Origin of the sequence: Pseudorhodoplanes sp., from assembly GCF_050250235.1 — a bacterium.
Lineage (GTDB): Bacteria > Pseudomonadota > Alphaproteobacteria > Rhizobiales > Xanthobacteraceae > Pseudorhodoplanes.
In genome coordinates this window covers 1-21211 of the sequence record NZ_JBFWPA010000113.1, presented here as the reverse complement: position 1 = coordinate 21211, position 21211 = coordinate 1, and the positions used below count along the sequence as shown (strand labels likewise).

At 62.4% G+C, this 21211-nt stretch carries 21 protein-coding genes and 1 tRNA gene; 13 read left to right on the top strand and 9 right to left on the bottom strand.

Annotated features, from left to right (window positions below; genetic code table 11):
* The 10 genes from AB7F49_RS30435 to upp form a co-directional block, all read left to right on the top strand.
* On the top strand, window positions 1–682 hold a 682-nt coding region (locus AB7F49_RS30435), incomplete at its 5' end, for a TAXI family TRAP transporter solute-binding subunit (RefSeq protein ID WP_428529457.1).
* A gap of 58 nt (window positions 683–740) precedes the next feature.
* On the top strand, window positions 741–2681 hold the full coding sequence (locus AB7F49_RS30430; protein WP_428529455.1) for a TRAP transporter permease: 1941 nt from the start codon (window positions 741–743) through the stop codon (window positions 2679–2681).
* Window positions 2678–3307, top strand: a complete 630-nt coding sequence (locus tag AB7F49_RS30425; RefSeq protein ID WP_428529453.1) for a glutathione S-transferase family protein — start codon at window positions 2678–2680, stop codon at window positions 3305–3307. The genes AB7F49_RS30430 and AB7F49_RS30425 overlap by 4 nt, the downstream gene beginning before the upstream one ends.
* A gap of 10 nt (window positions 3308–3317) precedes the next feature.
* Window positions 3318–3848, top strand: a complete 531-nt coding sequence (locus tag AB7F49_RS30420) for a TRAP transporter small permease (protein ID WP_428529451.1) — start codon at window positions 3318–3320, stop codon at window positions 3846–3848.
* Complete coding sequence (locus tag AB7F49_RS30415) at window positions 3845–5116, top strand: TRAP transporter large permease (protein WP_428529449.1); 1272 nt, start codon at window positions 3845–3847, stop codon at window positions 5114–5116. The genes AB7F49_RS30420 and AB7F49_RS30415 overlap by 4 nt, the downstream gene beginning before the upstream one ends.
* 16 nt (window positions 5117–5132) lie before the next feature.
* On the top strand, window positions 5133–6137 hold the full coding sequence (locus AB7F49_RS30410; protein ID WP_428529447.1) for a TRAP transporter substrate-binding protein: 1005 nt from the start codon (window positions 5133–5135) through the stop codon (window positions 6135–6137).
* 67 nt (window positions 6138–6204) lie between these two features.
* On the top strand, window positions 6205–7830 hold the full coding sequence (locus AB7F49_RS30405) for a GMC family oxidoreductase (RefSeq protein WP_428529445.1): 1626 nt from the start codon (window positions 6205–6207) through the stop codon (window positions 7828–7830).
* 276 nt (window positions 7831–8106) lie between these two features.
* Complete coding sequence (locus tag AB7F49_RS30400) at window positions 8107–9363, top strand: GTP cyclohydrolase II (RefSeq protein ID WP_428529443.1); 1257 nt, start codon at window positions 8107–8109, stop codon at window positions 9361–9363.
* 134 nt (window positions 9364–9497) lie between these two features.
* Window positions 9498–10727, top strand: a complete 1230-nt coding sequence (locus AB7F49_RS30395) for a URC4/urg3 family protein (protein ID WP_428529441.1) — start codon at window positions 9498–9500, stop codon at window positions 10725–10727.
* Between the two features lie 34 nt (window positions 10728–10761).
* Window positions 10762–11391 (top strand): uracil phosphoribosyltransferase, encoded by a 630-nt coding sequence (gene upp / locus AB7F49_RS30390; protein WP_428529439.1) that lies wholly within the window; start codon window positions 10762–10764, stop codon window positions 11389–11391.
* Window positions 11392–11453: 62 nt separating this feature from the next.
* Here upp and AB7F49_RS30385 read toward each other — a convergent pair whose 3' ends face one another.
* The 4 genes from AB7F49_RS30385 to AB7F49_RS30370 form a co-directional block, all read right to left on the bottom strand.
* Window positions 11454–11951: a CYTH domain-containing protein gene (locus AB7F49_RS30385; protein WP_428529437.1), complete on the bottom strand. Its 498-nt coding sequence runs from the start codon at window positions 11949–11951 to the stop codon at window positions 11454–11456.
* Between the two features lie 135 nt (window positions 11952–12086).
* Complete coding sequence (locus AB7F49_RS30380) at window positions 12087–12926, bottom strand: hypothetical protein (RefSeq protein WP_428529435.1); 840 nt, start codon at window positions 12924–12926, stop codon at window positions 12087–12089.
* 61 nt (window positions 12927–12987) lie between these two features.
* Complete coding sequence (locus AB7F49_RS30375; RefSeq protein WP_428529433.1) at window positions 12988–13164, bottom strand: hypothetical protein; 177 nt, start codon at window positions 13162–13164, stop codon at window positions 12988–12990.
* Between the two features lie 805 nt (window positions 13165–13969).
* Window positions 13970–14110 carry a hypothetical protein gene (locus AB7F49_RS30370; protein WP_428529431.1) on the bottom strand — a complete coding sequence of 47 codons (141 nt, stop codon included), beginning with the start codon at window positions 14108–14110 and terminating at the stop codon, window positions 13970–13972.
* 1008 nt (window positions 14111–15118) lie between these two features.
* Here AB7F49_RS30370 and AB7F49_RS30365 point away from each other — a divergent pair.
* The gene (locus tag AB7F49_RS30365; RefSeq protein ID WP_428529429.1) at window positions 15119–16000 is read left to right on the top strand and encodes an IS1595 family transposase; all 882 of its coding nucleotides are present in this window, start codon (window positions 15119–15121) and stop codon (window positions 15998–16000) included.
* Here AB7F49_RS30365 and AB7F49_RS30360 read toward each other — a convergent pair.
* The 4 genes from AB7F49_RS30360 to AB7F49_RS30345 all read right to left on the bottom strand — a co-directional run bounded on the left by AB7F49_RS30360 (window position 15951) and on the right by AB7F49_RS30345 (window position 18990).
* Window positions 15951–17141, bottom strand: coding sequence for a S1 family peptidase (locus AB7F49_RS30360; protein WP_428529427.1), 1191 nt, complete (start codon window positions 17139–17141; stop codon window positions 15951–15953). The genes AB7F49_RS30365 and AB7F49_RS30360 overlap by 50 nt on opposite strands.
* Window positions 17142–17569: 428 nt before the next feature.
* Window positions 17570–17728, bottom strand: coding sequence for a hypothetical protein (locus tag AB7F49_RS30355; protein ID WP_428529425.1), 159 nt, complete (start codon window positions 17726–17728; stop codon window positions 17570–17572).
* Between the two features lie 119 nt (window positions 17729–17847).
* Complete coding sequence (locus AB7F49_RS30350; RefSeq protein ID WP_428529423.1) at window positions 17848–18759, bottom strand: IS1 family transposase; 912 nt, start codon at window positions 18757–18759, stop codon at window positions 17848–17850.
* 156 nt (window positions 18760–18915) lie between these two features.
* A tRNA-Val gene (locus tag AB7F49_RS30345) sits at window positions 18916–18990 on the bottom strand.
* 168 nt (window positions 18991–19158) lie between these two features.
* On the opposite strand from AB7F49_RS30345, the gene AB7F49_RS30340 reads away from it, so the two are divergent.
* Window positions 19159–20181, top strand: a complete 1023-nt coding sequence (locus AB7F49_RS30340) for a P63C domain-containing protein (protein ID WP_428529421.1) — start codon at window positions 19159–19161, stop codon at window positions 20179–20181.
* Between the two features lie 37 nt (window positions 20182–20218).
* Here AB7F49_RS30340 and AB7F49_RS30335 read toward each other — a convergent pair whose 3' ends face one another.
* Entirely contained in the window at window positions 20219–20536 is a 318-nt protein-coding gene (locus tag AB7F49_RS30335; RefSeq protein WP_428529419.1) for a hypothetical protein, read from the bottom strand.
* A 299-nt stretch (window positions 20537–20835) separates the two neighbouring features.
* Here AB7F49_RS30335 and AB7F49_RS30330 point away from each other — a divergent pair.
* Window positions 20836–21211: ATPase domain-containing protein (locus AB7F49_RS30330; protein WP_428529417.1), on the top strand; the 376-nt coding region annotated here is incomplete at its 3' end.

Here is a 21211-nt window from a genome sequence, read left to right as displayed (position 1 = left end):
CGGCACCGGCCCGTTCAAGGGCAACCCGCAGAAGGATATCAGGCTGGTCGCGGCACTGTTCCCGAGCCCGGTGGGGCTGATGGTGAAGAAGGATTCCGGCATCAAGTCGATCGCCGATCTGAAAGGCAAGCGCGTGTCCTGGGGACTGACCGCACAAGCGAGCCTGCTGCCCTATGTCGAAGGCGCGCTCGCCAATGGCGGTCTGACCAAGAACGATGTCCGGCTGGTGCCGGTCGCGAGCGTCGCCAACGGCGTCGATGATCTGGTCGCCGGCCGGGTTGATGCAACGCTGTTCGCGCTGCGCGGCGGCAAGGTGGTGGAAGCGGATACGGCCGGCGGTGGAATTCTGTGGTTGCCGTTTGATGCGTCGCCGGCAGCGGTCGCGCGCATGCAGGCGGTTGCGCCGGAAGCCTATCTCATTGCGGTGAAGCCCGAGGACAAGGTTGTCGGGGTGCCCGCGCCGATCTCGACCATGGCCTATGATTACGTCCTGGTGACCGGACCGAAAACCACGGACGCCGCCGTCACCGCCATGGCAAAAACACTGCACGACAAGGGCGCCGACATCGCCAAGGCCAACAAGGTGCTTGGCAGCATGTCGCCGCAAGCCATTGCGCGGCCCTACAAGCAACTTCCGCATCATCCGGCCGCGGCGGCTGCGCTCAACATCAAGACCAACTGAGAACTGTGCTGACCGCGGATTGCGGGTAAGGCACCGGCGCTCGCGTGAGGGGAGCGGAGTGATCGGCAAGCCGGTTGAGGACCAGGATCGAATGGCTGCCTCGCCGCCTGCGGGGCCGGCCGCGCGGATTCTCGGCCTCGCTCTGGTATTGCTGTCGCTCGCCTGGCTCACCGAACTGCATCGCTTTGCCGATCTGGTGCTGTTCACCGAACAGCCCCTGGCGCTCGCTGCCGGCCTTTCGATGGCAATTGCGGCATCGATGCTGTTCGTGCCCGGATCGTACCGGCGGACAGCGGGGACCCTCGCGGGCTTTGTGCTGCTTGGGCTTATGGCCTTCGTCGCGTGGGATTATCCGCAACTGAGCATCATCGCGTCGATGCGGCCGGCCTGGCTGGTGGCGTTGTCGGTGGTGGTGCTGGTCGGAATGCTGGCGCTTACCGGGCGGGTGGTCGGGCTCACGATCATGATCGTCGTGTGCCTGTTCATCGGCGCGGCGCTGATCGGGCCCTGGATCGGGCTCCCGACCATCGCGCCCGATCGGCTTGCGATCTATCTGCTGCTCGATCCCAATGGACTGCTCGGCCTGCCGCTGCGGGTTGCGCTCGAGATCGTGATCCCGTTCGTTTTCTTCGGCGAATTGCTGCGCCGCACCGGCGGCGGCGAATACATGACGGGCCTCGCGCTGTCCGGCTTTGGCCGCTACCGCGGAGGCAGCGCCAAGGCCGCAGTCGGCGCATCGGCATTGTTCGGGACCATTTCAGGCAATGCGGTTTCAAATGTGGCCGGTACCGGCGTCGTCACCATTCCGCTGATGAAACGCACCGGCCTGAAGCCGGAAACCGCGGGTGCGATCGAGGCCACGGCTTCGACCGGAGGGCAGCTGATGCCACCGGTCATGGGTTCTGCCGCCTTCATCATGGCGGACATGCTGCGCGTGCCCTATGCGGAAATCATGGTCGCCGCGCTGATTCCGGCGCTGCTCTATTACGCCGCCATCTTCGTGCAGATCGACCGCATCGCGGCGCGATCCGGGATCATGGGCCTGCCGGCTGCGGACGTGCGGCGCTTTCGTGCGGTCTTTCTGAGCGGCGCACATTTTCTTGTTCCGTTTGCCGCACTGTTCCTGGCCTTCCTTGCCTTCCAGACACGTCCGCAGATCGCGGCCTTGATGGCGATCGGTGTTCTCGTCATGGTCACGGCCTTGCGCGCCTATGCGGGACAGCGCATTTCGGTACGCGCATTGATCGAGGCCGCGATCGAGACCGGCGTTCAGTCGGCGCCGCTGATCCTGATCACCGCCGCGGCGGGCCTGCTGATGGGGCTGATCAGCCTCACCGGGCTCGGCTTCTCGCTTGCGGCCGATGCGATGTCGGTGAGCGGCGGCAACAGGTTCTTCCTTCTCGCCATCACCGCCGTCATTGCAATTGTGTTCGGCATGGGCATGCCGACGGTTGCGGTCTATATCATGCTCGCGACGGTGCTGGCGCCGGCTCTTGTCGACGCAGGCGTCGCGGAGCTTCCGGCCCATCTCTTCATCCTGTATTTCGGCATGCTGTCGATGGTAACGCCGCCGGTGGCGCTGGCCTCGATCACCGCCGCCAAGATCGCCGGCGCCGACATGTGGCGCACCAGCTGGGCGGCGGTCAAGCTCGCATGGGTCGCGTATATCGTGCCGTTCCTGTTCATCTATTCGCCGGCGCTGTTGCTGCGCGGAAACTGGCTCGAGGTGCTGCTCGCCGTCGTCACCGCATTCGTCGGCACCGCCGCGGTATCGATGGCCATCATCGGCTACGCGGCGCGGCCGATCGGCATTTTCGAGCGCGTCCTGTTCGCGCTGTTCGGGATCATGCTGATGATCCCGCCGGGAACAGATATCGTCACAATCATCGTCAATCTGATCGGAGGCGGGGGGCTGCTCGTGCTGCTCCTTGCGTCGCGCGCACAGAGAGGCGCGGCGTCCGCCCCGTCCACATCGCTCAACAAGGAGGAGATCGCGTGATCAAGTTGCTGGGTCGACAGACGTCGGGAAACGTCCAGAAAGTGCTGTTCGCACTCGAAGAGATCGGTGTGAAATATGCCCGCGAGGATTACGGGCGGCAGTTCAACAACACGCAGACGCCGGAATACAAGAACCTCAACCCGAATTCGAAGGTGCCGACCCTGATCGACGGCGACGTTGTGATCTGGGAGAGCCATACCATCCTGCGTTATCTCGCGGCACTGCATAAGCCGGCCCTGACGGGATCGACGCCGGCCGAGAAGACCCATGTCGAACGCTGGATGGACTGGCTGCTGGCTTCACTCAACACACCCTATGTCGCCGTGTTCAAGGATTCAAAGAACGAACCGGACAAGCGCGCTCCCGATTTTGCGGCTCAGTGTGCGGATATGGTTGCCCAGCTCAAGATCCTGGAGGGCCACATCGCGGGCAAATCGTATTTCGCGCTGGACCGGCTGACTCTCGCTGACATTGCCCTCAGCACGATCGTCAAACGCTGCCTCGAATTTCCGGTCGAGAAGCCGGACTTCCCGGAGCTGTCGCGCTGGATGAAGGCGATCGAGGCGCGACCGGCATTTTCGGTCGCGACGGGCGCCAAACCGTCCGCGCTCAACACGGCCGCCTAGGGCAGGGCAAATGACGGTCGAGGACAAGACCACGACGCCTGCGGATGCCGGTGCAGGTCTCGCCCGCGTCGCCCTGTCGGCGGTGCGGGCGTTGCTCGGCCTCGTGCTGATCGGTCTTGTGGTCCTCAACGTTGTCAACGCGGTGGCCCGCGCCACCGGCCGCGTGGTCATCGGCGTCGACGAAGTGCTGATCTATGGCATGATCTGGATGGTGATGATCGGCATGCTGCTGGTGACCGCCGATCGCAGCCATATTGCGCTTGAAATCCTGACCGCGCGGGTCGGCAGCCGCGCTCGCTGCGCGCTATCGATCGTCACCCATGCGGTGATGATGGCTGCCTGCGCCTATGCCGCCGTGCAGTCTTTCGGCTTTATCCAGAGGGTCACCGCGACCGGGCAGACCAGCATGGCGCTTGGCATGCCGATGCTGATCCCGCACTCCGCCCTGCTGATCGGATTCGGCGGAACCGCGATTATCGCCGCGATGATCATGGTGAGCGACATCCGCAGCCTCACGCAACATCGCGGCGGCCCCGCATGATCTGGACCCTGGGCGCAGTTCCGCTAACGCTGCTGGCGATCGGCACCCCGATCTTCGCCCTGCTTCTGAGCGGTGCGGTGCTTACCTTCGTCTTCATCCTTACGGTGCCGCCGGTCGCGCTCCATCAGATCATGTTTGGCGGGCTCGCGAATTACGCGCTGCTGGCGATTCCATTCTTCATCTTTGCCGGCGAATTGATGGGGGCAGCCGGCATTGCAGATCGGCTGATCGCATGGGTCCTCGCGCTGATCGGCCGCGTGCCGGGCTCGCTCGGGGTTGCCACTGTGGGAGCGTCGACCCTGATCGGTGCGATTTCGGGCGCGAGCGTTGCGACCGTCGCGGCCGTCGGCAAGTCGCTCTATCCGGGGCTGATCCGCGACGGCTACGGTCAGCGCTTTTCGTCCGGGCTTGTGAGTTCGAGCGGGGCGATCGACATCCTGATCCCGCCCAGCATCGCCATGATCCTCTATGGGGCATCGGCCGAGCAGTCGATTCCGAAACTGTTCGTCGCAGGCGTTCTGCCCGGCCTGCTGATCGCGCTGATGATGGCTGCGTTCGTGGTGGCGCGCGCGGTGCAGATGGACATTCCGCGGTCCGGCCGGTTCGACCTGCGGCATTTCCTCTGTACGAGCTGGGGGGCGGCACCGGCGCTGTTCATGCCGGCCTTCGTTCTCGGCCTGATCTATCTCGGCTATTCGTCGCCGACGGAAGCTGGTGGCTTTGCCTGCCTCTATGCGATGATCGTCGGACGCTACATCTACCGCACCATGTCATGGGGCGACATCATGGAGGCGGCCGCGCGCGCAGCGATGCTGACCGCGCAGATCCTCGTGATCGTCGCGACCGCCGCGCTGTTCTCCTGGATCCTCACCATCAGCGGCGTGCCGCGCGCCATGACCGAGTGGCTCCAGGCCCTACAGCTTGCCCCTTGGGGATTCCTGATGGCGGTGAACGTCATCCTGCTGATCGTCGGCTGCTTTCTCGATCCGACCTCGGCAATCCTCGTGCTGACGCCGCTCCTGATGCCGCTGGTGAAATCGGTCGGCGTCGACCCGATTCATTTTGGTATCGTGATGTGTGCCAATCTCGCGATCGGGATGTTTACGCCGCCCTTTGGGCTCAACATCTTCGTTGCACGCACCGTGCTCGGCGTGCCGCTGGAAACCATCTATCGCGGCGTGCTGCCCTTCGCCGCGGTGCAGCTTCTTGCGCTGATCATCATCACCTACTGGCCGGACCTTTCGCTGATTCTCACGCGTTCGATTTAACTCTGGGAGAACCAAAATGCACCTGACACGACACAGCATCTTCGCCGCGGCGTTCGCCACGGTGTTTGCCGCGACCTTGCCGGCTTCCGCGCAGGAGATGAAGCTCGCCAGCGCAACCATCAACGACGGCCAGCATCAATGGCAGAAGCTGTTTGTCGAGGGCGTCAAGGCGCGCATCGGCGACAAGCTGAAAATGGGCATCTATCCGGCAAGCCAGCTCGGCGCCATTCCGCGCATGGCGGAGGGCGTCTCGCTCGGCACCATCGAGTCCTTCATTACGCCGACCTCGTTCGTGACCAATCTCGACCCGCGCTTCCAGATTTTCGAGGTGCCCGGCCTGTTCCGCTCGCCCGAGCACCAGCACGCGACGATTCAGGATCCCGCCTATCGCGATCACCTCGAGACCATGTTTCTCGACAAGGGACTGCGCGTGGTCGGGGCGATCTACAATTCGCCGACCGTGATCCTGACCAAGAAGCCGGCGCCGAAGCTGGAAGACATCAAGGGCATGAAAGTGCGCACTTTCGCATCGCCCCTGCAGATGGAGCCGATGAAGTCGCTCGGAGCGATCCCGACACCCCTGGCGCTGACCGAGGTGATTCCGCAGCTCCAGTCCGGAGGACTCGACGCGATGCTGGCCGGCATGCCGATCCTGACTGCGTTCAAGTATTACGATGTGGCGAAATACGTCACCGACCTGCAGTTTTCCTACCTTCTGTCGGTCGCGCTGGTGAACGAGAACTGGTTCCAGTCGCAGCCGAAGGACGTGCAGGACGCGATCCGTGCCGCCGGACGAGAGGCCGAGCAGAAGGCCTTCCCCTGGGTGCTCGACAACAACACCAAGGCGAATGCAGCCTGGGTTGCCAACAAGGGTGAAATCCTGAAGCTGCCGGCCGCCGAGCAGGACAAGATGATGAAGGACTTCCTCGCCATCGGCACCAAGATCGTGGATTCCAATCCGGCGGTGAAAAAGGAATTCGACACGCTGAAGAAGGTGGTGGACGCGAAGACGCCGAAGTGAGAATTCGTCACTCCGGGCACGCGCCGGCGCGTGAACCCGGTATGACGGGTCCATTTGAATTGCTGCAATGACGACCTCGGAATACGACTACATCATCGTCGGCGCCGGCTCCGCGGGCTGCACGCTCGCGGCCCGGCTGACCGAGGATGCGGACACACGCGTGCTGCTGCTCGAAGCCGGGCCGTGGGACGACGGCTTCTGGCTGAAGGTCCCGCTCGGCTGGGGCAAGGTCTACAAGGAGCGGCTGTTCGACTGGCATTACGACACCGAGCCGGAGACCTTTGCCGGCAACCGCAGGATGGAGGTCGCGCGCGGCAAGGTGATCGGTGGCTCGTCGTCCACCAACGCGATGGCCTATGTGCGCGGCCATCGTGGCGATTTCGACCGCTGGGCCGATAACGGTGCGCGCGGCTGGTCCTACGGTGATGTGCTGCCATATTTTAAGAAGCAGGAAAGCTGGGAAGGTGGCGAGAGCGAATATCGCGGCGGCTCGGGTCCGCTGACGACCCGCCGTTCTCGCTACGCCGATCCCTTGGTCGACGCCTATATCGAGGCCGCCGGGCAGGCGGGCTATCCGTTCAATCCCGACTACAATGCGCAGGAGCAGTACGGCTTCTCGCGCATGCAGGCGACGATCCGCAATGGCCGCCGCTGCAGCACCGCGGTGGCGTATCTGCGCCCTGCGCTGGCGCGCAACAACCTGACCGTCGAGGTCAATGCGCAGACGGCGCGCGTGATCTTCGAGGGCGTACGCGCGACTGGCGTCGAGTACAGACAGGACGGCGAGACCAAAGTCGCGCGCGCAGCGAAAGAAGTGCTGGTCTGCGGCGGCACCATTAATTCGCCGCAAGTCCTGATGCTGTCAGGCATCGGCGCGCCGGACGAACTCGCCGCACATGACATTCCGGTGAGGGTCGCGCTGCCGGGCGTCGGCAAGAATCTGCAGGACCATGTCGCGGCGCTGATCGTCTATGGCCGCAACGGCGGCGGCCCGGTGCAGAAGAACTTGCGGCTCGATCGCATTGCGCTGTCGCTGGCGCAGGGTGCGCTATTCGGCACCGGCTTCACCACTGATCTGCCGGGCGGTCTGATCGGTTTCCTCAAGACCCCGCGTGCTGCGAACCAGTTGCCGGATGCGCAGCTTCTGTTCATCGCCGGACCGCTCGGCGCTGCGCCTTACATGCCGCCATTCAAGGCCGCGTTCGAGGACACCTTCGCCTGCCGCATCGTGGTGCTGCGCCCCGAAAGCCGCGGCAGCATCGCGCTCGCCTCCGCCGATCCGTTCGCGCATCCGCAGATCCGGCAGAACCTGCTTGCGACCGAGGGCGACTGGCAGACGCTCAAGAATGCGGTCGCGATGTTCGGCGAGGTTGCCAATCAGCCGGCACTCAAGCCCTTCATCGCGCGCCAGATCATGCCGGGCGCGAACGTGAAGACCGACGCGGAGTTCGAGACCTTCATCCGCAATTCGGTGGTCACCACGCATCATCCCTGCGGCACCTGCAAGATGGGGCCGGCAGGCGACGAGATGGCCGTGGTCGATCCGGAGCTGAAGGTGAGGGGGACCGAGGGCCTGCGGGTGATCGACGCCTCGGTGTTTCCGGACATCATCGGCGCCAACATCAACGCGGCGGTCATCATGATTGCCGAGCGCGCGGCGGATTTGATTAGGGGGCGGGTGTCGAACAATTGAAACCTCGTGTCCCGGGCGCAGCGGAACGCGCTAGCGTTGCGCTGCAGAACCGGGACCCATGGGGTGCTTGCTGGAAACGGGTCCCGGCTCAGCGGTGCATCATTCCGCTTCGCTCCATGCTGCGCCGCGTCCGGGACACGGAGCTGAAATCCGCTAAGCCGGTCCGCCCCCAACATCCCCCTTGCCCAAACCGCAACCCATCGTTATCTTTTCTTTTTGAAGCCACTCCTTCCGGCGCTGCCGGACGAGGGCTTTTTGCTTTTGTGGGGCAAGGTCATGTCCACGAACAGAGACGGGCATATCCGTCTGACATCGCATCCCGGGCACAGGACGCCGGGACGTTTCCCGATCCGCTGGGGCGCGCCGACCGCGCGCGAACGCGGGCCCGTGATCGGCACTGTCAATGCAGGCTCCGACCGCAACGCGATCGGCGCGCATGGCGGCTCGTATGCCCTGTACCGTGCGCTTGCGGTCTCGTCCGGTGCGCTCAATCCGATCGTGCGGCCCGACCTGTCCGACACCATGCCGGTGGTCGATATCGGACCGTTTCCGCAATGGGCGAGCGCCACGCGCATTGTTTCGCTCGACCCCTGGGGCCATCGGGTGGCGCAGGATTTCAAGACCGAGATCGCCGAAGGCGTCGACATCCGCCCGACCATCGCGATCACCAAGGCGCGGCTGACGCTGCCCGAACTCGATCATTTCTTCGATACCGGCTTCATCAAGATCGATGGCGAACTGGTCCACAGTGCGCGCGACGTGGCGGTGACCAAGGCGGCGATCGATCCGGTCTGGTATCTGCCGGGTATCGCCGAGAGGTTCGGCGTCACCGAGGACAAGCTGCGCCGCACCCTTTTCGAGCAGACCGGCGGCATGTATCCGGAACTCGTGACACGCCCGGACCTGTCGGTCTTCCTGCCGCCGATCGGCGGGATCACACTATACATCTTCGGCGATCCGGCGGCGCTCGCCGATCCGAAGAAGACGCTCGCCTGCCGCGTGCATGACGAGTGCAATGGCTCGGACGTGTTCGGCTCCGACATCTGCACCTGCCGGCCATACCTCATTCACGGCATCGCCGAGTCCATCCGCGAAGCGCAGAACGGCGGCGTCGGGCTTATCGTCTATAACCGCAAGGAAGGCCGCGCGCTCGGCGAAGTCACGAAATTCCTGGTCTACAATGCGCGCAAGCGCCAGCCCGGCGGCGACCAGGCCGCCACCTATTTCGAACGCACCGAATGCGTCGCGGGCGTGCAGGACGCGCGCTTTCAGCAATTGATGCCGGACGTGCTGAACTGGCTCGGCATCACCAGGATCGACCGCTTCGTCTCGATGTCGAACATGAAGTACGACGCCATCACCGGCTCGGGCATTGATATCGTGGAGCGCGTTCCGATCCCGGACGCAATGATCCCGGACGACGCCAGGGTCGAGATGGAGGCGAAGAAGGCCGCCGGCTATTTCACGCCGGAAGGCGCGCCGACCGAAGACGAGCTGAAAGCCATTGTCGGCCGCAACCTGCGGGATTTCTGAGCAAGGCGGGTTTGGCAAATGGCTATCCCGAGCTCCGCTCATTCCCGCGAAAGCTGGAATCCAGCTTTCTTTTCCAGCGCGACATTTGTGGCTCTGGGTCCGCGCTTTTGCGGGGACGAACGGAGTGTGTGCTGATGCTCGGTGCGACCGTTGATTCCCTTCTGACCGCCCACGCCGTTCGCGAACGCGCGCATGAGATGCTGGCCAAAGCGGAGCAGGGAGGACTCGCAAACTTCACACTCCATCTCGATAAGCTCGACCACGCAGCGGCCTTCGTCGCACAGGTTATCCGCGAGAATTATCCCTCGCTGCAGGTGCCGCTGCATGCGCGCTGGCGTCACTTCAGGCTGGCGGGCGCTGATCTCTGGCCGCAGATTGCCGCCGCGCGCCGATGGAACGACCCTGCATCACAAGCCCGTGCGGCCTTCGATCTTGCCATCGTCTCGGTGCTGCTCGACGCCGGTGCGGGGCCGCAGTGGCGCTATCGCGACGGCGTCACCGGTCTCCAGGTCGCGCGTTCGGAAGGGCTTGCGATCGCAAGCCTTCGCATGTTCGAGGCCGGGTATTTCTCGGGCGATCCGGCCGATCCGCTTCGGGCCGACGCCAACGAACTGGCGGCGTTCACTGCGGGCGATCTCGCGCGCGGCTTTCAGGTCAGCGAAAGCAATCCGCTGACGGGGCTGGATGGCCGCGCGGCGTTGATCGCGAGGCTGGGCAGCGCGCTGCTCGACAATCCCGCGGTGTTCGCGATGAAGGATGAGGCGCGGCCGGGAGGTCTGTTCGATCATCTGGCGTCCGTTGCCGATGGCATGCCGCTTCCCGCACCGGAAGTGCTGCGCGCCGTGCTCCATCATCTCGGGCCGATCTGGCCCGGCCGGATCGCGCTCGACGGCGTCTCGCTCGGTGACACGTGGCGGCACCCCGCCATCGTGCGTGACGACGAGACCAATGGCCTGATCCCGTTTCACAAGCTGTCGCAATGGCTGACCTATTCGCTGGTTGAACCGCTGGAGGACGGTGGCGTGCCGGTGTCCGACCTCGACGGCCTCACCGGACTTGCCGAATACCGCAACGGTGGCCTTTTCCTCGATGCCGGCGTGATCGCGTTGCGCGATCCGGCAGCGGCCGGGCAGGGGCATGAGGTGTGGTCCGAACTGGTGGTGGAATGGCGCGCGCTGACGGTGGCGCTGCTCGACAGCGTCGCGCCGCTGGTGCGGCAGAAGCTCTCGCTCGACGCGGCCGATTTCCCGCTCGGCGCGGTCCTGGAAGGCGGCACCTGGGCCGCAGGCCGTCGGCTCGCCAATGCGAAGCGGCCGGGCGGCGCACCGCCGATTCATGTTATCAGCGACGGCACGGTATTTTAGTCATTTGCGGATCGCCGGTTCTCTGGAGTCCATTATGCGAGGCGTCACCATCGTCGATCATCCGCTGGTGCAGCACAAGCTCACGCTGCTGCGCGACAGGAACCGTTCCACCAAGGCATTTCGCGAATTGTTCGCCGAGATCGGGGAACTGCTTTGCTATGAGGTCACGCGCGATCTGCCGCTGGAGATGATTGAAATCGAAACGCCGTTCGCGCCGATGAAGTCGCCGATTTTGTCCGGCAAGAAGCTCGTGCTGGCGCCGATCGTGCGGGCCGGCATGGGTTTTCTCGAGGGCATGCTGAATCTGTTGCCGTCGGCGCGGGTCGCCCATATTGGATTGTATCGCGATCCGCGCACGCTGGTGGCGGTTGAGTATTTTTTCAAGGCGCCCGAGGACATCGCCGAGCGGCTGGTGCTGGTGCTGCATCCGATGCTGGCGACCGGCAATTCGGCCGTCGCCGCCGTTGACCGGCTGAAGGAAGCCGGCGCACGCTCGGTGCGAATCGTCTGCCTGCTGGCGACGCCGCAGGGGGTCGACAAGGTGCAGGCGCATCATCCCGACGTACATATCTGGACCGCGGCGATCGACGAGGAACTCGATGCCTCGGGCTTTATCGTACCCGGTGTCGGAGACGTCGGCGACCGGATGTACGGCACGAAGTGAATCCACACCTCGCTTGTCTCCCGGAGAGCGAGGCACATGGCCGCGAGGCGAAAGTCCAACCGCTACGCGCTCCTTTCCGCCGTCGCGGGCTGCGACCAGGACGTGGAGGGCCGCGTCACCAGGGCGCTGTTGTAATATTGCAGTTGGCCGGTGATCTCGATTCCGGTCCACTCGGGGAGCGCGATCTCCTGATGCTCGTCGCGCAATTCGATCTCGGCGATGACCAGCCCCTCGTTCTCGCCTGAAAAGACATCGACCTCGAAGGTGAGATCGCCATGCGGCACGAGGTGGCGCACCTTCTCGATCACCGCGCCGTGGCGCAGCGGAATCATTGCCTCGGCTTCGATGACGGAAATCGGGAATTCGAGCTCGAGCCGGCGCAGCGAGGCCGGCCGCGACTTCACGCTCAGCGTGGCCGTGGCATTGTCGCGGATGCGCACGCGCACAGAGGCGTTGCCTTCGGTTGCGAGGTAGGCCTGGCGGATCGCGATCGTGCGGGTGACGCGCTTTCGCCACGCATCGCTGCGCACCAGGAATTTGCGCTCGATCTCGAAACCCATCCGACACCCCGCACGCGTCCCGGCACCCCTGCCGTTTGACCAGCGCGGCGGGGACCGGATGTGACAGCCTGATGACAGCCCGATGCCAGCGCTAGCGAACCGCCCGAACAAAGGCAAGCCAAGCGCCGATCCCCCTCAGCCGCGATATTCCGCCGGCAGCGGAAACGACACCCGCTGCCCGCTGAGCCGGTCCGTGACCGCAAGCGCAAAGTCATGGTCGCGATCGGACAGACCGGCAGCGGCATCGCGAATCACGAAGACCAGCTCGCGTTGCAGGCTCTCGCGCGGTTTCAGCTCCACCGGATTGCAGAAGATCGCCTGCGCGGCAAGACCGCGTCGCGCGATCGCGGCGAGGTCCTCGCGGCCCGGCATGGCGGCCGTGGGCATGGCGGCCATGGCTGCCGGGCCACCGGTCTTGCGGGGGGTGATGAGGAGCCCCAGATCGAGCGCGACATGGCGGCTGCGGGAGCGGTTGTGGATGGTCACCGCGCCGAAGCCCGCGCATAGCGAGGCCAGCCCGTCGGCGCCGGCATAGCTTGCAAAGTAGCGCCGCTGCACCGTGGAGATGAAGACCGGCAATTGCCCGGTCCTGATCGTGATGTGGCGCGACTGCTGGCTGAAGGGCCAGCCGCCCGATCCGATCAGGAGCAGCCCGGCCAGCAGCGAGATTGCGCCTGCGATTGCCAGTATCCACCCGAGCACAATCCACCGTCCTGCATCGCTTTCATAGGATATGGCGCGCCGGCGGCTGCGCTGCCAACGCAAAAGCAGCAGCAAGGTTAGCGCGATCAGCGCGATGGCGGCGGCACCGGCGGCAAGCGGCAGATGCGGAACGGAGAGGCATTGCTGCTCCAGCCAGGCCGGGGCGCGCGCGATGCGGCACACATTGTCCGCGGGCGCCCGTTCCCCGATCAGCATTAGACCGAGGATCAGGAAACCGGCCAGCGCGGGAAGCAGGCGTGCGGGATGCGGCATGCCGCGCTTCTAGCACGGGAACGGAAGTCCGTTCCCGCGCCGCACGGGTGTTGCCCAGCCTCTAGTTCTTGCGCTGTTTCAGGTCCCGCCTGGCCTTGGCCTGTTCGGCGTCGCGTTTCAGGCGCGCGGCGCGCAGAATGGCGATGCGGTCGATCGCGCCCTGATGGGCCTTGCGATAGTCGGCGGCGGCCTGGGCCCGTTCGGCCTGGACTTCCGGGGGGATTGGTTTGGTTGCCATGCGCGACCTAACGCATGGCGCGAAATTTGGTTCCCGAACCGTCCTCGCCGCGGCAAAGAGCGCCTTGGTGCATGGCTTTTCCGCCCGGTTTGCGGCGCGGGGACGCCGTATTCCAAATCTAATATTCCACGTCTTCTGGCAGCGTATATCGGGTGAACCCGGCATGCGCCGGAGAATGATGCGCCGCAAGGCGCCGGGCATCCTGATACGCCGCTTGCGCGGCCGGCTCCGGGCGCACCGCACCCGCACGGGCTTGCGCCCGGTGCCGCAGGCGGGCGAGGGACGGTGGCGAGCCAGCGCCCATCCGAATATCCATCTATCCACATGCGCGCTGAACGTCTGGCGAACACGGCGCCGTCGAGATCGCGCGGACCGGGCACAAAGCGCAAACCGCGGCGGCGCCCGCGGCACGCGCTAACTCTCACTTGTTGCAACGGGATAATTCCGCCTCGGTACTGGCCCCTTTAGGGCCGAAAGGGACCACCCCAAAATTGAAAAGGGGCCAAGCCGTTAAGGTTCCGTTTACCAGACTCAGCCGAGGCTTAGGATTCCATGCCTGACCAGCCGCCACTCGTTTTGATCGAATGGGTTGATAGCGGCCAGCCTATCCCGGGCTGGCAGTGGCTGGACGGTATCGGCCAGCGGAAGGCCCACCGCTGCGTGTCGGTTGGATTTCTGATCCAAGACGACGACAACGCAAAAGTAATCGCGCCCAATCTAGGCGCAAGCGGAGAGGATCGAACTTGGGATCAGGCAATGGGGATTACGACAATCCCCACACCTGCGGTCGTTCGACTAGAGCGGCTTACTTCTTCTTGTCGGGACGCTGCGTGAGCACCGACGCCGACAGAGACTTGATTTCCTTGTTGGTCAACGATCCCGGCTTCTGAAGGCCCTTCGAGGCAATCGAGCCGGTCTTGCCGCCAGATTTCTCATTCTTACCCACGATGATTCTCCCATCTTCGAGCCGAATCGCTTTCGGCCTTGCCATCATAGCAACAGGCAAGCGTTGAATTGGGCGCGCTGCGCGGTTACTCCGATTTTCCACCGTCGATTACACGGAAGCGCTTCCGCCGATCTGGCGCGGTCACGACCGGGTTAATCGGCTGCGTTGCCAGAGCGGCGTCGATCAGGTCTCCAATCGTCCAGACGTGATCAGCAATTCCAAGGGCCATGCCCGGCGTGCTGCGCAGGCTTTCGTGGACGCGGCACTGCCTTTTGGTCTCCCCCTTGGCCTTGAGGGCACGCAGTAGTTCGAGAACCTTCCCGCATGTCGGGCAAGCGGTTCTCTCGTCTCTCCAACGGCTTCTCAAAGAAGATCGAGCTCTTTCAGTTCTTAAATAAGATCGGCGCGAGCCCTACGTATTCAGCGTGGCCGCGTGCCGGAAATGGCGGAATGGTCGCCTGATAAACAAACCTACGAGCGAAAATCGTAGATCGGATCGGCGGACAAAAGGAATTTGAATTCATCATTTCCTGCGCCAGCCTCTGAAATGAAAGAGGCCGCCAACTGATGCGGCGTCTGAATACTTAGAGCGCACGGCGCTTGATAGGCGGCACTTGAGCCGGCTCTGGCACATCAGCCCCAAGTTCGCGTAAGAACGCCCTTGGATTCCGGTGTAGCAGCCGATGCAGCCCACGTGACCTTTCGGCTTCCCTCTTGGAATCCTCGAACTCCCGCTCAAGTTGGGCGGACGACGGCGGATCGTATCGCGGGCGCTTATCGTCGTAGGTGGCTTTAGAAAGTGTGGTTTCGCCTCGGGGTCGTCTTGTGATCATGACAGTCCTCCTACCCATAGGCGGGAGAATCGATTTCAAAAGGGACCGCCTCTGTTCTCAAAAGGGGCCACTACCTACCCAAAGCGGCCAGTACCCGCCCAACACCGGGTTTATCCCTTGACGGCAAGTAAGTCCCAAGGTACTATCCCTTACAACTTACGTGGGGGATAGGCGGATGGCCAAGTACACCTTCAAGCAGTTTCAGGAAGAATACCCGACGGACGGCCATTGCCTCGCCAAGCTGATGGAAATCAACCACGGCGGGACCGAAATCGACTGCCCCGGCTGCGGCGTACACGCGAAATTCCATCCGATGACAAAGCGCCGGGCCTATGCCTGCCAAGAGTGCGGCCATCACGTTTATCCGGCCGCCGGGACCATTTTCCACAAGTCGCGAACGAACCTCACCAAGTGGTTCTTCGCGATGTACCTGATGACCAGCACGCGCCACGGCGTTGCCGCTAAGGAAGTCGAGCGCCAGTTGGGCGTGACCTACAAGACCGCGTGGCGCATGTGCCATGAACTCCGAAAGCTGATGGCTGCGGCGGATCACGATTTCGGTGGCGGCCCCACGTTGTCAGGCCACGTCGAGATTGACGAAACGCGCGTTGGTGGTCGCCGCAAGGCTCACCAGCCGGACAACAAGACCGTTGTGATGGGCATGCTCCAGCGCGACGGCAAGATCGTTGCAGGTCCGGTCCCCGATGTGACGACGCACACGCTGGAACCGATCATCAATGAGAACGTCGTTCCGGGCACCACGATCAGCACCGATGAACTCTGGGCCTACAAGGGCCTGCGCCATGCCTATGACCACGGCAGCGTCAATCACTCAGCGAAGGAATACGTGCGCGGAAAGCACCACGTAAACAGCCTTGAAGGCCATTGGTCATTGCTCAAGCGCGCAATTGCCGGAACGCATGTCCACATCAGCGCAAAACACTCTTGGAAATACGTTGCCGAGTTCAGCTATCGCCGCAACATGCGGCATTCGCACTGGTCGATGTTTAATCTTCTTGTGTGCGCGTTCTCGCTGCCACGTCTAAAAGACGCTTGAAATCCTCTTGGTGATTGGGGTTCGCGTCGCTGGCAGGAGGGGCGCCTTCAGCGTCCCCGGCGGGCTTCGCGGACTCGGGCTTAGGACGACGTGGGTCCGTTTTCTGCATTAGTTCCTTCAGCTTTTCTTCTCTCGGTCCCTTGAATTTAGGCCGATCGAGAAAGGCTTTGATTTTCCACGCCGGGATCACGCAAGTCATCCCACTATGACCCTCTACATGGTCATCACGTATGAGGAATGCATCCTTGCCCGGCTTGATTGGCCAGATTTCCGGAAACTGTCCCCAGTGAATTCCCAGAAACCGAAAGATATTCTCGGATCGAAAAGTCGCCTGCGCTTGCGATATTGCATAGCCATGCTCTCGCGCGCGTCCCGGGCGCCCATTTGAAATGATCGTCAGCCCCTCAATCGTGTGCTGGCCGTCTACTGTCAGGTCCGCACCGAAGGTCCGGTATGCAAAGACAGGTGATCCGGAAAAACCGGTCCGCGAGTGCATGTCTACAACGTAGCTTTGTCCGCGATATCCCGTTTTCTGCTCTAAAAGAGCACTGGGATCAGGGAGCATGCTGATATTGCCAAACCTGACACTCGGCAGGTTTGTTGTGATGCCCCCATGATCGACAAACAGCCCCACCATAAACGTGTCTTCGCCGACGCCTATATCCGGGTATCCGGACTCGCTCTCGCGAACAAACAAGTCCGTAGGGATAGCGGACACCTGATGTGTCGAGAGGTCGATATTTAGTGGATAGATTGCGATGTCATCGCCCCCAGGTATGAACTCCCAATCCTCTGGGCCTAGGTCCAAAACATCGGTTCCCCCATCCTTCGTATTTAATCGAATGACGGGATAGACCGGGTGATCGTGATCCGCCGCGTTGTGCCAGTTGGTGACGGCGTAATAGAATCCCGGCCACTCACTGACCACGAAGCCAGTGCCTCCCGGGTTTTCCCCGGCACGGGCGTCCCGCTCGTTTTCATAAAGGTAGAAAACGCTGTGGAGGACGGTGGGGGGGATACGAGGCATGCCGACGCGAATCTCCCGCACATAGGGCGTGTTCCGGCTTGAGCGGAACACTACCGGGATGCGGTCGAAATCCAAGTCGTGATAGCAGACCCTATGGACCGCAGAGCGTTCCATCTACGTTCTCCCAATCAATACTTGCCGTCAAGGGATAATTCCGCCCAACACCGGTACTGGCATGAATAGGCCACTCGCAATTTCAAAACAGGCCACTAATGGAACGGAGCGCCGCAGTGCAGGTTGCCCGGGCATGTCCGACAAGCTTACGTCGGGGAGGGAAAAATTTGATCCGCCCCTCGATCCGGGTATCGAGCGAGCCGTCCTGGTCTTGCGCGGTGCTGGACTCGATACATTCGAGTCATGCGAAGGCGGCCCCGGGCATGCTTATCCGGAGCCTACCGTTCGATTTAGGGGGAGCGCTGAAGATGGTCTCAGGGCGTTCGCAGCGGCTGCTAGCAGTGGACTCCCAGTCGCCGAGATTCGCCAGACATGGCCTGTGATCGACGGGGAGCCCACGGGTCCTTGGTGGGAACTAACCTTTGTGGCTAGCGTCCCGCGCGATTGAGATCAGCGCACTCCTTGCAGAGCGGCTTGCCGCCGTCACCGGCACGGAGGTTTTCGCGCTCGATATTGTTGCCGGTGTTGCACTCGGTGTTGTTGTGATGCACCGACTGCTTGATTGAATGCCACGGGGCTTTTTTCATTTCTCGATTCCTTCTGTGAGTGTTTCAAGCAAAATCACCCGCTCAGAGGGAGCGGAAGGCACGAAGTCCCATTCGGCGATTCGCTCGCGTTACGCGAGTCTTTTTTAGGTCAGCAACCCTTACTTGTTCCGCCCTCCGTCGATTACCCGGAACCGCTTCCGCATGTCCGGCGCTGTCACTACCGGGTCAATCGGCTGGGTCGCCAGCACAGCGTCCAGCAAGTCCCCAATCGTCCAGACCCGATCCGCAATGCCAAGCGCCATGCCGGGGGTGCTGTGGAGGCTTTCATGCACGCGGCACAGATTGTAGTGCGCGACGTACAGCGACACGGCGGCACAATGCGGCTCCAGCTTCTTTGAGAAGCCGTTGCTGAGGCGCGCAAAGCGCTTGCTGGACATGCGCAGCGTGAGATTGCTCCGCTCAACATAGGACGTGCTGATCTGCGCCGGCACGCCGCTTACTACGTCGCGCTCTACAGCGATTACCTGGGCCGGCGAGTACCGGCGCGCGGCTTCTTTTACGGCGAGGTGAGTTACCGAATAGGTCTTTACGACAGTGCCGTGAGCGATGCGGTTGCCGAAGGCGTGCCGGATGGCGCTCTGATAGGGCAGGAAGCCGTCAGTCGAGATTTCCGGCATGCCGATCACGCGCTGGCGCAGGTCGTGGATGAATTCCAGCGTGTTGTCAGTATCCCGCTTTCCGGTGCGATATGCGACGATGGCGCGGGTGGACGATGCCAGCGCGACGAATGTGTATTGGTCGCCCTTTTCGGGATTGCGGGAGGGCTTGCTCTTCTGCGGATTGCGCTTGTGGCCGACATAGGACCACAGTTCGTCCAGCTCCAGACGGCTGGGGCGCAGGCCGACCATCATGCGGTCATGCAGCACGGCGCAGCCGCGCCCGACCTTGAGGGCGAGCGCGCCGACAGTACCACGGTTGACACCAGTGATCCGGGACGCGGCTCGAATGCCGAGGCCGTCACAAAGCGCGGCGATGACTTCAATCTGTTTTTCGCGAGGAAGGATGTTCACGGCGGGCCCAATCCGACATGGGGGACTTGGGCGCGTCATGGAAAAACCGAGCCGTCGATGCTATATTGCATACGGTCGGATGCTCCGGGGCCCAATCCCGAGGTTGACGATCAGGGGCCGCCGCCGCTCCAACGGTGACGGTCCCACTCTTAACGATGGCGCAGGGGCCCAGAATCGAACTGGGATTACGGGGGTGTAGTCCCCGGGTCCTAACCACTAGACGACCCCCGCCCACATACGAAAACGCCTCGCCACCGGCTCCAACCGGTGCGAGGCGTTTTTGCTGGTGCAAACCCATCGTCATGAGGGCACCCTATCAGCCTGTGGGGAACTTGCAAGCATTCATTGCAAAATGCTTGCATCTGTGGATAATGCAGGCTCCATAAGGAGGATGCTTGCATGCCGGAACCGACGGGGAAAGCCAAAGGCGGCGTTGCGCGGGCAGAGGCTCTCTCGCCTAAAGATCGGAAAACAATCGCGAAAAATGCGGCGGCTGCGCGATGGTCTGGCGATATCAAGGAAGCCACTCATGGGTCCGAAGATCACCCGCTGAAGATCGGCACTATCGAAATTTCCTGCTACGTCCTCGACGACGACACGCGGGTCTTGTCGCAACGGGGGCTGCAAACCGGCATTGGGATGTCGATTAGCGGCGGCTCGTTCGGTGAGCAGCGCATGGCCGGATTCATCGACGCTCTTGGTCAAAAAGGAGTCGATATCAAAGACTTATCGTCGCGCATCAGGAATCCAATTCGCTTCAAATTGCCAGCCGGTGGCCGCAGCTTTGGGTTTGAAGCTACGATCCTGGCTGACATCTGCGACATCATTCTAGCCGCGCGAAAACAAGGAGCCCTGCTACCTCAGCAACAACATCTTGCGGATCGTTGCGAAATACTGGTTCGCGGTTTTGCGCGCGTCGGCATCATTGCTCTTGTTGATGAAGCGACTGGCTTCCAGCGTGACCGGACTAAAGATGCACTTGCGCGAATCCTCGAGGCGTTCGTTGCCAAGGAATTGCAGCCGTGGGTCAAGACGTTCCCGGACGACTATTACGCGCAACTGTTCCGACTGCGCGGTCTTGAATATCGGGCGGATTCGGTGAGGCGCCCCCAGTACTTCGGCACACTCACGAATGACATCGTCTATAAGAGACTGGCTCCGGGGGTCCTTGCTGAACTCAAAAAGGTCATTCCAAAGAATGAAGCTGGCCGCCGGAAGGCGGCTTTGTCGCAGGCGCTTACTCGAAACGTGGGATACCCCAAGTTGCGCGAGCATCTGGGCGCAGTTACGGCCTATATGACGATGAGCAGGGACTACCCTGATTTTGTCGAAAAGCTTGACCGGTTTCGTCCTCGGTACGGCGAGCAATATCAACTGCCGTTCGAATACGAGCCGGAAAAAGACGACGGCAAGGGCCTGTAAGCAAAGGAGGCCGCCAACTGAGGCGGCCTCCGGCGCTTTACTGTTTCGGCGTCATGTCCATCCCTTTGTGGGGATCGTCGCCGTCCATCTTCATGCCGCCACCCTGCATCATCCCGGCCATATTCCGGCAGCAGGGGCACATCATGCCCATCTGCTGCGGCTTCTGATTGGGTTGAACCTTAAGGCCGAACGGGTCTTCGGCCTGCGTCGATTGCGCTGGCCGCCCACACGACATGCTGCTGCCCCCCTGGCCGGATGATTGGGCCTGCTGACCGCCCATCCCGCCACACATTGCCGATGCGGGCACGAGGCTCAGGATCAGAGCGAACGCCGAAAGTGAGATTGTTGCGCGCATGTTGGTGTCCCTCGATTGGTATCGGCAAGCTACGTCGGATCGACGAATTCACCTATTCACAGCGCGTTGAATGAAACTAGGCCACTGCCGATTCCAAACTAGGCCACCAGGGGTCAAAACAGGCCAGTACCCCAACACCAAAAAGAACGTATTGCGAACAAAGAACAAATAGTGTACATTGCTTTCCACGGTCAAAGACCCTGCTGAAACTCGATTGCAACCGCTGCGAAATCCCGGACGTGAGACGGCGCCAGCGAGTGCATTCACGCCGCCCGATTCGTCAGTCATAAGGAGCGACAATGGCCCCCGCCGCCCTGCGTTTGGTTGAAGGTTCCTCCATGGACAAATCCAAGGCTCTTGACGCCGCGGTCTCCCAGATCGAGCGCGCGTTTGGCAAGGGCTCGATCATGCGACTTGGCAAGAACGACAAGGCGATGGATATCGCCACCGTCTCCACCGGCTCGCTCGGCCTCGATATCGCGCTCGGCGTCGGCGGGCTGCCGCGCGGCCGGGTGATCGAAATCTACGGGCCGGAATCCTCCGGCAAGACCACGCTGGCTTTGCACACCGTGGCCGAGGCCCAGAAGAAGGGCGGCATCTGCGCCTTCGTCGATGCCGAACATGCGCTCGACCCGGTCTATGCGCGCAAGCTCGGTGTCAATGTCGACGACCTTT

Bases quoted from the DNA above. Each gene is read 5' to 3' on its own strand.
- AB7F49_RS30360 (WP_428529427.1), bottom strand. From the start codon at position 17,141: ATGGAACGCTCTGCGGTCCATAGGGTCTGCTATCACGACTTGGATTTC.
- AB7F49_RS30335 (WP_428529419.1), bottom strand. From the start codon at position 20,536: ATGCGCGCAACAATCTCACTTTCGGCGTTCGCTCTGATCCTGAGCCTC.
- AB7F49_RS30340 (WP_428529421.1), top strand. From the start codon at position 19,159: ATGCCGGAACCGACGGGGAAAGCCAAAGGCGGCGTTGCGCGGGCAGAG.
- AB7F49_RS30420 (WP_428529451.1), top strand. From the start codon at position 3,318: ATGACGGTCGAGGACAAGACCACGACGCCTGCGGATGCCGGTGCAGGT.
- AB7F49_RS30365 (WP_428529429.1), top strand. From the start codon at position 15,119: ATGGCCAAGTACACCTTCAAGCAGTTTCAGGAAGAATACCCGACGGAC.
- AB7F49_RS30400 (WP_428529443.1), top strand. From the start codon at position 8,107: ATGTCCACGAACAGAGACGGGCATATCCGTCTGACATCGCATCCCGGG.
- upp (WP_428529439.1), top strand. From the start codon at position 10,762: ATGCGAGGCGTCACCATCGTCGATCATCCGCTGGTGCAGCACAAGCTC.
- AB7F49_RS30410 (WP_428529447.1), top strand. From the start codon at position 5,133: ATGCACCTGACACGACACAGCATCTTCGCCGCGGCGTTCGCCACGGTG.
- AB7F49_RS30385 (WP_428529437.1), bottom strand. From the start codon at position 11,951: ATGGGTTTCGAGATCGAGCGCAAATTCCTGGTGCGCAGCGATGCGTGG.
- AB7F49_RS30415 (WP_428529449.1), top strand. From the start codon at position 3,845: ATGATCTGGACCCTGGGCGCAGTTCCGCTAACGCTGCTGGCGATCGGC.
- AB7F49_RS30355 (WP_428529425.1), bottom strand. From the start codon at position 17,728: ATGAAAAAAGCCCCGTGGCATTCAATCAAGCAGTCGGTGCATCACAAC.
- AB7F49_RS30380 (WP_428529435.1), bottom strand. From the start codon at position 12,926: ATGCCGCATCCCGCACGCCTGCTTCCCGCGCTGGCCGGTTTCCTGATC.
- AB7F49_RS30405 (WP_428529445.1), top strand. From the start codon at position 6,205: ATGACGACCTCGGAATACGACTACATCATCGTCGGCGCCGGCTCCGCG.
- AB7F49_RS30395 (WP_428529441.1), top strand. From the start codon at position 9,498: ATGCTCGGTGCGACCGTTGATTCCCTTCTGACCGCCCACGCCGTTCGC.
- AB7F49_RS30375 (WP_428529433.1), bottom strand. From the start codon at position 13,164: ATGGCAACCAAACCAATCCCCCCGGAAGTCCAGGCCGAACGGGCCCAG.